The sequence below is a fragment of the Azospirillum sp. UENF 312511 genome, assembly GCF_058780635.1.
In genome coordinates, this window is the sequence record NZ_JBSNCG010000003.1 from 588,726 (window position 1) to 602,908 (window position 14,183).

The 14,183-nt window shown below is 68.7% G+C and carries 13 protein-coding genes; 9 read left to right on the forward strand and 4 right to left on the reverse strand.

Translation table 11 applies throughout. From position 1 onward, the window contains the following. The first annotated feature begins 165 nt into the window (after positions 1 to 165). The 9 genes from nifV to ACWPN7_RS14175 all read left to right on the forward strand — a co-directional run bounded on the left by nifV (position 166) and on the right by ACWPN7_RS14175 (position 9,231). On the forward strand, positions 166 to 1,311 hold the full coding sequence (gene nifV / locus ACWPN7_RS14135) for a homocitrate synthase (RefSeq protein ID WP_349596386.1): 1,146 nt from the start codon (positions 166 to 168) through the stop codon (positions 1,309 to 1,311). A 13-nt stretch (positions 1,312 to 1,324) separates the two neighbouring features. After that, entirely contained in the window at positions 1,325 to 2,194 is an 870-nt protein-coding gene (cysE, locus tag ACWPN7_RS14140) for a serine O-acetyltransferase (RefSeq protein WP_459196972.1), read from the forward strand. A 17-nt stretch (positions 2,195 to 2,211) separates the two neighbouring features. Beyond that, positions 2,212 to 2,535, forward strand: coding sequence for a nitrogenase-stabilizing/protective protein NifW (gene nifW, locus ACWPN7_RS14145; protein ID WP_035672214.1), 324 nt, complete (start codon positions 2,212 to 2,214; stop codon positions 2,533 to 2,535). A gap of 347 nt (positions 2,536 to 2,882) precedes the next feature. Next, on the forward strand, positions 2,883 to 3,734 hold the full coding sequence (locus ACWPN7_RS14150) for an electron transfer flavoprotein subunit beta/FixA family protein (protein ID WP_038529018.1): 852 nt from the start codon (positions 2,883 to 2,885) through the stop codon (positions 3,732 to 3,734). A 53-nt stretch (positions 3,735 to 3,787) separates the two neighbouring features. Next, entirely contained in the window at positions 3,788 to 4,867 is a 1,080-nt protein-coding gene (locus ACWPN7_RS14155; RefSeq protein ID WP_094305905.1) for an electron transfer flavoprotein subunit alpha/FixB family protein, read from the forward strand. A 30-nt stretch (positions 4,868 to 4,897) separates the two neighbouring features. Beyond that, the gene (locus ACWPN7_RS14160) at positions 4,898 to 6,199 is read left to right on the forward strand and encodes an FAD-dependent oxidoreductase (protein ID WP_103040309.1); all 1,302 of its coding nucleotides are present in this window, start codon (positions 4,898 to 4,900) and stop codon (positions 6,197 to 6,199) included. Continuing rightward, on the forward strand, positions 6,196 to 6,489 hold the full coding sequence (locus ACWPN7_RS14165; RefSeq protein ID WP_081862943.1) for a ferredoxin family protein: 294 nt from the start codon (positions 6,196 to 6,198) through the stop codon (positions 6,487 to 6,489). The genes ACWPN7_RS14160 and ACWPN7_RS14165 overlap by 4 nt, the downstream gene beginning before the upstream one ends. A gap of 223 nt (positions 6,490 to 6,712) precedes the next feature. Further along, positions 6,713 to 7,012: a hypothetical protein gene (locus ACWPN7_RS14170; protein ID WP_038529028.1), complete on the forward strand. Its 300-nt coding sequence runs from the start codon at positions 6,713 to 6,715 to the stop codon at positions 7,010 to 7,012. Positions 7,013 to 7,239: 227 nt separating this feature from the next. Next, complete coding sequence (locus ACWPN7_RS14175; RefSeq protein ID WP_459196971.1) at positions 7,240 to 9,231, forward strand: methyl-accepting chemotaxis protein; 1,992 nt, start codon at positions 7,240 to 7,242, stop codon at positions 9,229 to 9,231. Between the two features lie 50 nt (positions 9,232 to 9,281). Here the strand turns inward: ACWPN7_RS14175 and ACWPN7_RS14180 are convergent, their stop codons facing one another. From ACWPN7_RS14180 to ACWPN7_RS14195, 4 genes are all read right to left on the reverse strand, one after another. Next, positions 9,282 to 11,399, reverse strand: a complete 2,118-nt coding sequence (locus ACWPN7_RS14180) for a hybrid sensor histidine kinase/response regulator (RefSeq protein ID WP_492273490.1) — start codon at positions 11,397 to 11,399, stop codon at positions 9,282 to 9,284. Then, positions 11,378 to 12,262 (reverse strand): DUF3369 domain-containing protein, encoded by an 885-nt coding sequence (locus ACWPN7_RS14185; RefSeq protein ID WP_492273332.1) that lies wholly within the window; start codon positions 12,260 to 12,262, stop codon positions 11,378 to 11,380. Before ACWPN7_RS14185 ends, ACWPN7_RS14180 begins: the two co-directional genes overlap by 22 nt. A gap of 144 nt (positions 12,263 to 12,406) precedes the next feature. Then, positions 12,407 to 13,126 (reverse strand): Crp/Fnr family transcriptional regulator, encoded by a 720-nt coding sequence (locus ACWPN7_RS14190; protein WP_137102554.1) that lies wholly within the window; start codon positions 13,124 to 13,126, stop codon positions 12,407 to 12,409. A 209-nt stretch (positions 13,127 to 13,335) separates the two neighbouring features. Further along, a complete protein-coding gene (locus ACWPN7_RS14195) occupies positions 13,336 to 13,941 on the reverse strand; it encodes a cold-shock protein (protein WP_051657916.1) in 606 nt (201 codons plus the stop codon). Between the last annotated feature and the right edge of the window lie 242 nt (positions 13,942 to 14,183).

Genomic DNA, 14,183 nt, shown 5'->3' on the forward strand with positions numbered 1-14,183 from the left:
TCCCCGGCCCGGTCTGCGACACAACACACCTCCCGGCCCCCTCCCCATCCCTCCCCCGCTGTCGCGGTGGAGGGGGCAGAGCGGCGGCAGTCCCCTCTCCTGCGAAGTGGGGGAGGGTTAGGGAGGGGGCAACCACCGCGACGCATTCGCATCGAGGTTCACGTCATGCCGATGGCCGGTTCCACCATCATCAACGACACGACGCTGCGCGACGGGGAGCAGACGGCGGGGGTTGCCTTCACGCTCGACGAGAAGATCGCCATCGCCCGCGCGCTCGACGAGGCCGGCGTGCCGGAGCTGGAGATCGGCATCCCCGCCATGGGTCCGGAGGAGCGCGAGGGCATCCGCGCCGTGGCCGCGCTGGGGCTGAAGGCCCGGCTGATGGTCTGGTGCCGCATGCACGACACCGACCTGAAGGCGGCGCTGGACTGCAAGGTCGGCACCGTCAACCTGTCGATGCCCGTCTCCGACATCCACATCACCAGGAAGCTGAAGCGCAGCCGCGCCTGGGCCCTGGCGGAGATCGAACGCAAGGTCAAGACGGCCCGCGACCACGGGCTGGAGGTCAGCCTGGGCGGCGAGGACTCCTCGCGCGCCGACATGGATTTCCTGATCGCCGCAGCGACGGTGGCGCAGGAAGCCGGCGCCCGCCGCTTCCGCTTCGCCGACACGCTGGGCGTGCTCGACCCCTTCCAAACGCGCGCCTGCATCGAACGGCTGCGCCGGGCCACCGACCTGGAGATCGAGATCCACGCCCACGACGACCTCGGCCTCGCCAACGCCAACTCGCTGGCCGCCGTGCTGGGCGGAGCGACCCACGTCAACACCACCGTCAACGGGCTGGGCGAACGCGCCGGCAACGCCCCGCTGGAGGAGGTGGTGGTGTCGCTGAAGGTGCTCTACGGGCAGGACTGCGGCGTGGACACCCGCGCGCTGGGGGCGATCTCCGACCTCGTGGAGCGCGCCTCCAACCGGCCGGTGGCGGTCAACAAGTCGATCGTCGGCGACGCCGTCTTCACGCACGAGGCCGGCATCCACGTCGACGGGCTGCTGCGCGACCGCGCCACCTACCAAAATTTCGACCCCGCCGAGGTGGGGCGCGAACACCGCATCGTGCTGGGCAAGCATTCCGGCACGGCTGGGGTGAAGATGGCCTACGGCCAGCTCGGCATCGCCTGCGACGACGCCACCGCCCAGGCGGTGCTGCCGCGGGTCCGCGCCCTCGCCACCCGCGCCAAGCGCGCCCCGACGGCGGAGGAGCTGCGCGCCTTCCACGACGACGCCACCCGCTGGAGCGTCGTCTCTTCGTGATCCGGAGGACCCCATGGCCGCGATCGACGCCCACCCGGACCTCGCCATGAATGAGACCAGCCTGTGGCGGCTGCTGCGCGAGGATGTCGCCTGCGTCTTCGACCGCGACCCAGCGGCACGCAACGTCTTCGACGTGCTCACCTGCTACCCCGGCATCCACGCGCTGGTGGTCCATCGGCTGTCCAACGCCGCGTGGCGGCGGGGTCTGCGCTGGCCGGCGCGTTTCCTGTCCTATCTGGCCCGCGCCCTGACCAACATCGACATCCACCCCGGCGCCACCATCGGCCGCCGCTTCTTCATCGATCACGGGGCCGGCGTCGTCATCGGCGAAACCGCGGAGGTCGGCGACGACGTGACGCTCTATCACGGGGTGACGCTGGGCGGCACCTCCTGGACCAAGGGCAAGCGGCACCCGACGCTGGGCGACGGCGTGCTGGTCGGGTCCGGGGCCAAGATCCTGGGGCCGATCACCATCGGCGCCCACGGCCGCGTCGGCGCCAACTCCGTGGTGACCAAGGACGTGCCGGAGGGCATGACGGTGGTGGGCATCCCCGGCCGCATCGTCCGTCCGGACACCCAGCGCCGGCTGGCCGCCCACGGCATCGACCTCGACCACCATCTGATGCCCGACCCGGTCGGCAAGGCCATCGCCTGCCTGATCGACCACATCAACCGCATCGAGGCCCGGCTGGAAGCCCACGCGGCGGAGGAGGCTACGCGCCCCGCCCCACCGCTAAGCGCGATCCGGCTGGACGATCTGCCGCTCGACGGCATCGTCTGCCGGAGCTGCGGCAACCTGTGCGACCAGGACGCCTGCGGCGACCGCGACCACCACACCCATTCCCCCGTCACCGGCGCGCGCGCCGATCATTACGTCATCTGAACGGAAAGGACCCCGCCATGAGCTTCAAGGACGATCTGGAGGATCTGGAGACCGCGGAGGACTTCCTGCGCTTCCTCGGCGTCACCTACGAGCAGCGCGTGGTGAACGTGAACCGCCTGCACATCCTGCAGCGCTTCCACGACTATCTGTCCGCCGACACCGGCATGGAGGGGCTGGACGACGAAGGCATGGCCGCCCGCTACAGCGCCCATCTGGAGCGCGCCTATCAGGACTTCGTGGCGTCCAACGCCATCGCCGAGAAGACCTTCAAGGTCCACCAGGAGGAGGCGCGCAAGATGGCCGACCGCTTCGTGCCGCTGGACGCCCTGCTGCCGACCTGATCCGTTTCACCCTTCGTTTCCAAGACGGCCTGCGGACCCGCCCCCGGCGAGCGTCCGCGGGCCGTCATGCTTTCCGGCCATCCTCCGCGCCCTGTGCGGCCGTTGTCGGGTTTGTCCGGTAGGCGACAGAGGCCGGATCGGGTTGGGGCGTCGGTCAGGCCGTGACGGAAGCCCCCTGTTGAGAAGCCGACACGTCCGTTCTTTGTCGTTTTTGCGACAATCTCTCAACAGCGATAAAATCATTTAAATACAATATCTTACCGCAGTCGCGTAGAACTGGCACGCCGCTTGCTGGTAGGACCATAGCCACGCCGCGCGACAGGCGGCGGAATGTCAAGGAGACCGGGATGCACATCGTTGTCTGTATCAAACAGGTGCCCGACAGCGCCCAGATCCGCATCCACCCCGTGACGAACACGATCATGCGTCAGGGCGTCCCGGCCATCATCAACCCCTTCGACCTCTTCTCGCTGGAGGAGGCGCTGCGGATCAAGGACAAGGTGGGCGCCCGCGTCACCGTCCTGACCATGGGGCCGCCGATGGCCGAAACCTCGCTGCGCAAGGCGCTGTCGCTGGGCGCCGACGACGCGGTGCTGCTGACCGACCGCAAGTTCGCCGGGTCGGACACGCTGGCGACCTCCTACGCCCTGACCTCCGCCATCAAGAAGCTGTCGGAGGAGGAGACGGTCGATCTGGTCTTCTGCGGCAAGCAGACGGTCGACGGCGACACCGCGCAGGTCGGTCCGGGCATCGCCACGCGGCTGGGCTTCCAGCAGCTCACCTACATCACGAAGATCGAATCGATCGACCAGGGCGCCAAGGAGATCGTCGTGCACCGCCGCTCCGAAGGCGGCGTGCAGGTGCTGAAGACCGCCCTGCCCTGCATGATCACGATGCTGGAGGGCACGAACACCATCCGCTTCGGCAAGATGGACGACATGTTCCGCGCCGCCCGCTACGGCCTGAAGACCTGGAACAAGGACACCACCGGCGCCGAAGAGACGAAGGTCGGGCTGAAGGGCTCGCCCACCGTCGTGTCGAAGGTCTTCGTGCCCAAGCCGCGCGCCCAGAAGGCCACCATGGTCGAGGCCGAGGCCCCCACCGCCGAAGCCCAGGCCGCCGCCGCGGTCGAAGCCATCCTCGGCGCCCAGCCGAAACTCGCCGACGAGCTGCTCGCCCGCGCCGCCGCCGGCCTGTGACGCGCTGGCCTTGACGCGCCGTTCCTGACGAATCCTCCGCCGGAGACATCCCGATGAGCGAACCAAGCAAGCCGCAGGGACGCAAGTTCCAACTGCCCGAGCACCTGAAGGAATACAAGGGCATCTGGGTGATCGTGGAGCAGGAGCGCGGCTCCGTCCATTCCGTGTCGTGGGAGCTGGTGGGCGAGGCCCGCAAGCTCGCCGACAAGCTGGGGGTCGAGGTGGGGGCCGTGGTGCTGGGCGCCGACAGCCCGGAGCTGAACGCCATCTGCGGCGACGCCTTCACCTACGGCGCCGACGTCGTCTACAAGGTGACCGACCCGGTCCTGGCCGACTACCGCACCGATCCCTACACGCGGGTGATGACCGACGTGGTCAACACCTACAAGCCGGAGATCGTGCTGCTGGGCGCCACCACGCTGGGCCGCGACCTCGCCGGCGCCATCGCCACCACGCTCGCCACCGGCCTGACCGCCGACTGCACCGAGCTGGACATCTACATGGACAACCGGTCGCTGGCGGCCACCCGCCCGACCTTCGGCGGCACCCTGCTCTGCACCATCCAGACGCTGGCCTACCGCCCGCAGATGGCCACGGTGCGCCCGCGCGTGATGTCGATGCCCGACCGCGACGACAGCCGCACCGGCCGCGTGGTCGAGGTGTTCCCGAACCTGCGTGAGACCGACGTCATCACCAAGGTGCTGAGCTTCATCGCCGACCGCGAGCAGAACGAGGCGCAGCTCGCCTTCGCCGACATCATCGTCGCGGCGGGCAAGGGGCTGGGCAAGCCGGAGAACCTGAAGCTGGTCTTCGACCTCGCCAGGGTTCTGGGCGGCGAGGTCGGGGTGACCCGTCCGCTGGTCCAGGCCGGCTGGACCGGCTTCGACCGCCAGGTCGGGCAGACCGGCAAGACGGTGCGCCCGAAGCTCTACATCGCCGCCGGCATCTCCGGCGCCATCCAGCACCGGGTCGGCATGGAAAAGTCCGACCTGATCCTGGCCATCAACACCGACCCCAACGCGCCGATCTTCGACTTCGCCCATCTCGGGCTGGTCGGCGACGCGCTGACCATCCTGCCGGCCCTGACCGACGCTTTCGGCAAGCGCCTCTCGGTCAACCGGCTGGCCGGCTAAGCAACCGGACGAACAGGAGCCACAAGGACCATGGTCGAAAAGTTCGACGCCATCGTCATCGGTGCCGGCCCGTCCGGCAACGCGGCGGCCTACACGCTGGCCAAGCAGGGCCTCAACGTTCTCCAGCTCGAGCGCGGGGAATATCCCGGCGCCAAGAACGTCCAGGGCGGCATCATGTACGCCGCCGAGCTGGAAAAGATCATCCCGGACTTCCGCGAGGATTGCCCGACCGAGCGCCACATCATCGAACAGCGCGTCTGGCTGCTCGGCGACGACAACTACATCGGCACCAACTACCGGTCGGACGCCTTCAACAGCGACAAGCCGAACCGCTACACGATCATCCGCGCCAACATCGACAAGTGGTTCTCCGAGAAGATCCGCGAGGCCGGCGGCCTGCAGATCTGCGAGACCACGGTGACGGAGCTGATCCGCGACGCCTCGGGCAAGGTCATCGGCGTGCGCACCGACCGCGAGGGCGGCGAGATCCACGCCGACGTGGTCATCATGGCCGATGGCGTGAACGCCCTGCTCGCCCGCCGCACCGGCTTCCAGCAGGAGCTGGCGCCGCAGAACGTCGCGCTGGCGGTCAAGGAGATCCTGTTCATCGATCCCGAACTGATCCAGCAGCGCTTCGGCCTGAAGGACGAGGAGGGCGTGGTCATCGAGATCATGGGCAAGGTGACCAAGGGCATGGTCGGCACGGCGTTCCTCTACACCAACAAGGAATCGCTGACGATCGGCATCGGCTGCCTGATCTCCGACTTCAAGGAGGGCGCCATCCCGCCCTACAAGATGCTGGAGGACCTGAAGAACCACCCCGTCATCAAGCCGCTCATCGAAGGGGCGGAGATGAAGGAATACGCCGCCCACATGATCCCCGAGGGCGGCTACAAGGCGGTTCCGCAGCTCTACGGCGACGGCTGGATGGTGGTCGGCGACGCCGCCCACTTCAACAACGCCGCCCACCGCGAGGGCTCCAACCTCGCCATGGCGTCGGGCCGCATGGCCGCGGAGACGGTGATCGAGCTGAAGCAGGCCGGCAAGCCCTTCAACGCCGCCAACCTCGCCGCCTACAAGAAGAAGCTGGACGACAGCTTCATCATGAAGGACCTGAAGAAGTACAGGAACCTGCCGGGCATCATGCACGAGAACAAGCAGTTCTTCGGCGCCTATCCCGACACGCTGACCGCCGCCGCCCACAGCTGGTTCACCGTGGACAGCGTCGACAAGAGGACGAAGGAGAAGGAGATCATGAAGTCCTTCGTCAAGAAGCGCTCGATCATGGGTCTGGTCGGCGACGCAATCAAGCTGGTGAGGGCCGTGCGATGAGCATCGTGGTCAAGATCGAAGAGAAGCTGTACCAGAACCGCTACATCGTGGACGAGAGCCGGCCGCACATCCAGATCCGCAACGAGGCGGTCTGCAAATCCTGCGAGTCCCAGGCCTGCACCATCTGCTGCCCGGCGGCCTGCTACAGCAAGAACGAGACGGGCAGCGTGACGCTGGCCACCGACGGCTGCCTGGAATGCGGCACCTGCCGCGTGGTCTGCCAGGACAAGGAAAATATTCAGTGGGACTACCCGCGGGGCGGCTACGGCATCAGTTATAAGTTTGGTTGAGGAACGCACCGGCGGTCCTACGGCCTTCGCCGCTGGTTTGCCGGTCGTCTCCCTCTCCTATCCGCCATGACTGAAACCCCTTCCCGCTCCGCGGGGAGGGGTTTTCTTTGTCGGCGGGGGATCGGCGCTCCCACCCGAATTTTCAACAAATCGGAGGATGCGGAAGGGACGGACGCTGCACATATCCGTTGTATCGAGACCCGCGGAACGAGGGAGACGGAACATGCAGCTTCGTGTCTGCTTCGAGAACATGAAGTCGGTCAACGTCAACGACGCGTCCATGATGCGGCATTATGCCGAAAGCTATCTTGCTGACTTCCGGCCAGAATGGGCGGGCTTCATCATGCTGCCGCACAACGAGACCCAGCGCGCCACGATGGAGCCGGCCTGGCAGATGCTGATCCGCAACGCCACGCCGGATATGGAACGCCGTCTGCTGGAGTATGTCCGGGGCAATCCGATGGCCGCCTACCATGTGCACATCTACCGCCGCGATCACGGGAACGAGGTCAAGGTCCAATGACGCCCGAGGGGTTGGACACGAGTCACCGCTCGTAGACACTCTCCGGCTGTTCGGACGAGGCCCGGATTGCGCGGCCCGCTGTGCAGAGCAGAAACCAGGAATCGCCGTCCGCGCCATCCCGCGGACGGCGATTTTTCGTTCCGTCCACGCCTGACGTCTCCGAAGCCCGCGCCGTCGCACGACGATGGGAAAAGCGGGAGCCTGTCGAAATCCGCGGAAAGCTTGCAATGCGCCTCTCCATCAAAGTCCTTCTTCTCGTGGTTCTGAACCTGCTCGGCGTGCTGCTCGCCGTCAGCGACGTCGTCGGGCTGCGCGCGCTCAACATGGCGAACGCCGACCTGCGGTCGGTGCATGACGACCGGGTGCTGCCGCTGCGCAACCTGAAGATCATCTCGGACGCCTACGCCGTCTTCATCGTCGACGCCTCGCACAAGGCCCGCAACGGCAACTTCACCTGGGACGAAAGCCTGGCATCCGCCCGCAAGGCGAAGGAGGACATCCGGTCGCACTGGTCCGCCTATCTCGCCAACATGCTCAATGACGAGGAGCGGGCCCTTGTCGATCAGGTCAAGCCGGACATGGCCAAGGCCGACATCCTGATCGAGCGGCTGATCGGCATCCTGTCGGACAAGGACAGCCGGGCGCTGGACGGCTTCGTCCGAAAGGAGCTGTACCAGACCATCGACCCCGTCACCGACCGCATCGGCCTGCTGATCGACCTCCAGGTGCGCGTCGCCGGCGAAAGCTACGAGGCCGCCCAGAAGACCCACGACATGGCCAGCACGACCGCCTGGACGCTGCTGGCCGTCGGCATTGCCATGGTGCTGCTGGGCGTGATGGTGGTGGTCCGCCGCGTCGTCGGCCCGGTGGGGCGCCTGACCGCCGCGATGCGGCGGATCGCCGACGGCGACTATGCCGAAGCCGTGCCGGGAAGCGGCGGGCACGACGAGATCGGCGCGATGGCCCGCGCGGTGGAGGTATTCAAGGCCAACGGGCTGGAGAACCAGCGCATGCGCCGGGAGCAGGAGCGCCAGCGCGAGCAGGCCGAGATCGCCAAGCGCGACGCGCTGGAGAACATGGCCCAGACGGTGGAACGGGAAACCCGAAACGCCGTGGACCGGGTCGCCGAGCGCACCGGGCAGATGGAAGGCAACGCCGCGGCCATGGCCCGGTCGGCGGACGCCGTCGGGGCGAACAGCCAGTCGGTGGCCGCCGCCGCGGAGCAGGCCCTGCGCAACGCCCAGACCGTCGCCGCCGCCTCGGAGGAACTGGCCGCCTCGATCCGCGAGATCGGCACCCAGGTGGCGCAGGCCAGCAGCATCACCCGCATCGCCGTGGACAAGGGTGATCAGGCGCGCGGCACCATCCAGTCGCTGTCCGACGCCGTGCAGAAGATCGGCGACGTCGCCCAGCTCATCCAGAACATCGCCAGCCAGACCAACCTGCTGGCGCTGAACGCCACCATCGAGGCGGCACGGGCCGGGGAAGCCGGCAAGGGCTTCGCCGTGGTGGCCAGCGAGGTGAAGAATCTGGCGAACCAGACCGCGCAGGCGACCGAGGACATCGCCACCCAGATCGGCGAGATCCAGGCCGCGACCGGCGGCGCCGTGGCCGCCGTCTCCACCATCACCGAGAGCATCACCGAAGTGGATCAAGTGGCCGCCGCCATCGCCGCCGCGATGGAGGAGCAGGCCGCCGCGACCCAGGAGATCAGCCGGAACGTCAACCAGACCGCCGACGCCGCGCGCGAGGTCTCCCGCCGCATCGCCGAGGTCTCCAGCGAGGCGCAGGCCACCGGCGACCGCGCGTCCGACGTGCGCACCGTCGCCGACGACGTCTCGGGGAGCATCGATGAGCTGCGCGGCATCCTGGTCCGCGTCGTCCGCACCTCGATGAGCGAGGTGGACCGCCGCCGCGAGGCCCGCTACGCGGTGGATCTGCCCGCCCGCGCCGAAACCTCCGCCGGCAACCGGATCTGCCGCCTGCACAACCTGTCCTCCAGCGGTGCTGCGCTGCAGGTCTGGGACGGCGCCACGAACGGCGGGCGCGGCGCGCTGCACATCGACGGCTTCGGCATGCCCCTGCCCTTCACCGTCGTGACGGTCGAGGCCCAGAGCTGCCACGTCCGCTTCGAGTTGCCGGACGAAGCGAAGGCCGGCTTCGAACAGCGGTTCAACACGCTGGTCCGCGACCGTGCCCTGCGGCCGATGGCCGCTTGAGGAACCACTTGGGAACCGCCTGATCGACCGATGGGCATGGCGCCGGCTCGCTAAGCCGGCGCCATGCCATCAATGAAAGCGGCGGCACGGCCAAGCTCATGGTCGGCGCGGGCGACCAGCGCGCCGATGCCGTCCAGCCGCCGGTCCATGCAGGCCAGTTCGATGGCGTCGCTCGCCGCGGCCAGATCGCGCGCGCCCACCGTGCGGGAGGACCCCGCCAGCTTGTGGGCGGCCTGCCGCACGCCGTCCCAATCCTCCGCCGCGTGGGCGGCGACCAGACGGTCGCGGCTGGCGCTGTTGGAGACGATGAACTCCTGCAGCAGTTGCCCGACGAACTCCATATCCCCGTCGAACAGCGTCGCCAGAACGCCCACGTCGATCGGCGGCGCGTCGGAGGCGGAGTCCGGAGCCGCGACGGGTGCGGTGGGAGCGACCTCCGGCTCGGCCCCTGGTTGGGACGGCAGATGGCGCTCCAGCAGGCGGCGCAGCTGGCCGATCTCCACCGGCTTCGACACGGCGTCGTCCATCCCCGCGGACAGGCAGCGCTGGGCCTCGCCGGCCATGGCGTTGGCGGTGACCGCGATGATGGGCAGGCGCGGGCGCCCTTTCGCCGCCTCCTCGGCGCGGATCAGGCGGGTCAGCTCGAAGCCGTCCATTTCCGGCATCTGGCAGTCGGTCAGCAGCAGCGCGTAATCGCCGTCGCGCCACAGGGCCAGCGCCTCGACGCCGTCCTCCGCCATGTCCACCGTATGGCCGAGCAGGGCGAGCTGCCGCTGGATGACCTGCCGGTTGGTCGGATGATCCTCGGCCACCAGAATGCGCGGCGGGGTCGCCGCGCCATCTCCCGCCAGGGACGCTCCGGCCGGGCCGGGATGCCCCGTCTCGGCCTCGACCGCTGGTCCGCGGCCCGCAGCGGCCAGCACGGCGCGCACCAGATGACCGCGGCGCACCGGACGGGCCAGCCCGACCGCGTCGATCAGGGCGCCGCGCCCGCCCAGCAGCACCCGTCCGCGCGCCAGCCCCGGCGCCGCGGCGTCCAACGCCTGCACGTCCGCCTCGGCGGTGGTGAGCACGACGTCACAGGGCGTGCCGGGCGGCAGGGCCCGCATCCCCGCCGCCGCGTCCGGCGCGTCCAGCAGCACGGCACCGTCGGTGTTCAGATAGCGGGCGAGGAAACGCCGTTCCTCCGCGTCGGCGGCCAGGAGCAGCACCGACAGCCCGGCCAGCGGCGGAGCCGCGACGCCCACGGCGTCGCCGTCTGCGGCGAGATCGGCGGTGAAGGTGAACCAGAAGGTCGAGCCGCGGCCGGGCTCGCTCGTCACCCCGACCTCGCCGCCCATCAGCTCGGCGAGACGGCGGCAGATCGACAGCCCCAGCCCGGTGCCGCCGAAGCGCCGCGTAGTCGAGGCTTCCGCCTGGGTGAAGGGGCGGAACAGCTGGGCCTGCGCCTCCGTGGCGATGCCGATGCCGGTGTCGGTCACGGTGATTTGGATGGTCGCCCGCCCGTCCTCGAAGCGCGCCAGCTCGGCGCGGATGCGCACCGAGCCGGAGGGGGTGAACTTCACGGCGTTGCCGGCGATGTTGAACAGCACCTGCCGGATGCGCACCGAATCGCCCATGACCAGCGGCGGCAGGTCGGGATCGACGTAGGTGACCAGCGTCAGGTCCTTCTGCCGCGCCGCCGGGGCCAGCGTCTCGGCCACGCCCTCCACCACCGCGGACAACGACACCGGGGCGTTCTCCAGGTCCAGCCGTCCGGCCTCGATCTTCGAGAAATCCAGGATGTCGTTGATGATGGTCAGCAGCGCCCCCGCCGAATCGCGCACGACGGAGACCAGCTCCTGCTGCTCCGGGGTCAGCGGCGTGTATTCCAGCAGCTCCAGCATGCCCTGGACGCCGTTCATCGGGGTGCGGATCTCGTGGCTCATCGTCGCCAGGAACAGCGACTTGGCCTGATTGGCCGCCTCCGCCTCCGCCCTTGCCGCCTCCGCCGCCTCGGTCGCGGCGACCAGCTCGCGGGTGCGGTCGGCCACCTGGCTTTCCAGGTTGCGGTTCAGCGCGGTCAGCTCCTCGTACAGATGCACGTTGTCGAAGCCGACCGCGACCTTGGAACAGAACACCTCCAGCAGCCGCCGCTCGTCCTCCGTCAGGGGGCGCTGGTGGCTGATGTGGACACCGTGTCGTGGTGCCGCGAGGTGGAGCGGAAGACCAACAAACTGCGCTCCCGCTCATAGCGGTTCCGCCCATCGGCCAGCGCCTGGGTCACCGCCTCCGCCGCCTCCGCCGGCAAGGCGGCGCGCACCGGCTTGCCCTCCGCCGCCGCGTGGATGCCGCCGGCCCCCAGCACCAGCGGGTCGCGCGCGGCACCGCCGGTTTCCTCCTCCGTCCAGCGGCTGCACAGGGCCATGCCGTCGCAGGGCGGGCAGATCTCGGCGATCTTCGACACCGCGCCGCGAACGAACTCCGCCATGGTCCGCTTGTCGAGCAGGGCGGACGAAGCGTCCAGGATGCGCTCCAGCCCCCGGCGGTGGTCCTCGATGGCGGTGATGTCCTGATAGCCGCGCAGGGCGGCAACGACCGAGGTGAACAGCTTCTGCGCCGTCAGCTCCGTCTTCGATTTGTAGTCGTTGATGTCGTAGTTCAGGATGACGTCGCGTTCCGGCGCCTGCCCCGGCTGGCCGGTGCGCAGGATGATGCGCACGCGCCGGTTGTTCAGTTCGCTGCGGATCATGCGCACCAGCCGCAGGCCGGCGTCGTCCGACTCCATGACCACGTCCAGCAGCACCACGGCGATGGCCGGGTTCTGCTCCAGCAGGCTGCGCGCCTCGGCCGCGGTGCCGGCGGACAGGAACTGCGCCGGGCGACCTTCGAAGGTGAAGCCGCGCAGCACCATCTTGGTGGTCGCGTGAATGGCTGGATCGTCATCGACGATCAGGATGATCCAGGGATCGGCAGGCTCCGGCGCCGCTTCCTTCGCCGTCTCGGCCTCGATACCCGGCTCGTCGTCGGCGAAAAGAAACTCGTCGCTCATCGAACTCACTCCGCACCGCCGGCAGCCTCCGGTCGCGGGAGGATATCACAGCGCCGCCGCGCGTGAACATGCCCCTGCACTCCGCCACAACCCTTCATCGGCGGGGCGCCGCGGCCGACGACAACCCAAGACTGCGCCAGCCCGTCAGCCGCGAGAGTCGCCCCCGGAGTCGGCGTTGCAGAAGCGGCGCAGCGCGTCCAGGTCGGCGACGGACACCGTCCCGCCCTGCGTCTCCACCCCGACGCCGCGCAGCTTCGCCAGCGCGCGGGAGAAGGTCTCCGGCTGCATGCCGAGGCGCCGGGCGATCAGCGCCTTGTCGAAGGGCAGAGCGAAGCTGGTGGCGCCGCCTCCCTCCGGGCAGAAGCGCAACAGGAAGCTGCCGACCCGCTGGGCGGTCGGCTGGACCTGCAACTGCTCGATCTGCTGGACGAGGTGGCGCAACCGCACCGACAGCGACCCCAGCATGGCGAAGGCGATCTGCTCGTCCTCGCGCAGGCAGCGGGCGAAGCCTTCCGCCGTCAGGGTCATGACGCGCGAGTCGGCGACCGCCTCCGCGCAGACCGGGAATTTGCCGCTGGCGAACATGGCGGCCTCGGCGAAGGTCTCGCCGGGGGCGACGATGGTCACCACCGCCTCCGCCCCGTCGCGGGTCAGGCGGTAGAGTTTCACCCAGCCGTCGAGCAAAGCGAAGAAGCGGTCGGCGTCCTCGTCCTGAACGAACAGGGTGGTGCCGCGCGGCACCGTGCGCACTTGGGCGGTGCTGACGAGAAGCTCCAGCGACCGATCGGGCAGGCGGCCGAACAGCGCGTTGGACCGCAGCGTCGCGGCGTCCTGGGGCCGATAACCCGGCGGATCGTTCCTCATGCCTACCCTCACCTCGTCACCACAGAACCTCGGCCAATGTCGCAGCTTGCACAAGGTTTGGGCAAGATGGGGAATCGCCGCGACGATGCGGATCCCCCAGCCGTCGGCCTCGGGCCTTGGCGCCGGAGTCCCGAAAACGAACCGGGGCGCCTCCTTGCGGAAGCGCCCCGGCCGTTTTCAAAGTCCGCTCTTCAGAGGCTGAAGACGGCTTAGCGGTACTCGACCTTGCCGGCCTCCGGACCCTTCTGGCCCTGGCGGACGGTCACGCGCACCTGATCGCCTTCCTGGAGCGTCTGCATGCCGGAGCGACGCAGAACGTTCACATGGACGAACACGTCCTTGCCACCGGTGCTCGGCGTGATGAAGCCGAAGCCCTTGTCGGCGTTGAACCACTTGACGGTTCCGTCGACCTCTTCGCCGCCGCCGGCGTCGTTGCCCCAGCCGCCGCGGTCGTAACCGCCGCCGCCGCCGTAGCCGCCACGGTCATAACCGCCGCCGCCAAAGCCACCGGCGCCACCCGTGCGGGCCGGACGGGCCGAACGGGACGCGGTGGAGGTGTCCACGGATTGGATGGAAGCAACCTGCGGACCCTTCGGGCCGCGGGCGAGGTCGCAAACGATGGTCGCGCCTTCGTCGAGCGCGTCATAGCCGGCGGCCTGAACCGCGGAGACGTGCAGGAAGGCGTCGGGCGAACCGTCCTCGGGTGACACGAAGCCGAACCCCTTGGTGGGGTTGAACCACTTCACAGTGGCGGTGACGTTGGCCTTGGTGATCTCGGGAGCGCGGTAGCCCTGGCGGGGCGGGCGGTCGAACATGTGTCTTCAAGCTCATAAAGGATGCCGAATTATCTTTGTCACAGGGTACGAGCCATCCGTCAAGCACGCCAAAGGCCAGACGCCCTTTCCTGCGACATTCGGCCAAGGGGAATGCCGTCCGTTCGGAAGGGGTACCGGTCCCGAAGGCGCCCGGTGCCACCCCCGGCGGACCCTGGGCGCCCACCCCCGCCCCGCCCTTGGGGAGACAGGAGTTTCTTTCGTCAATTGAACAGCTTAGGACA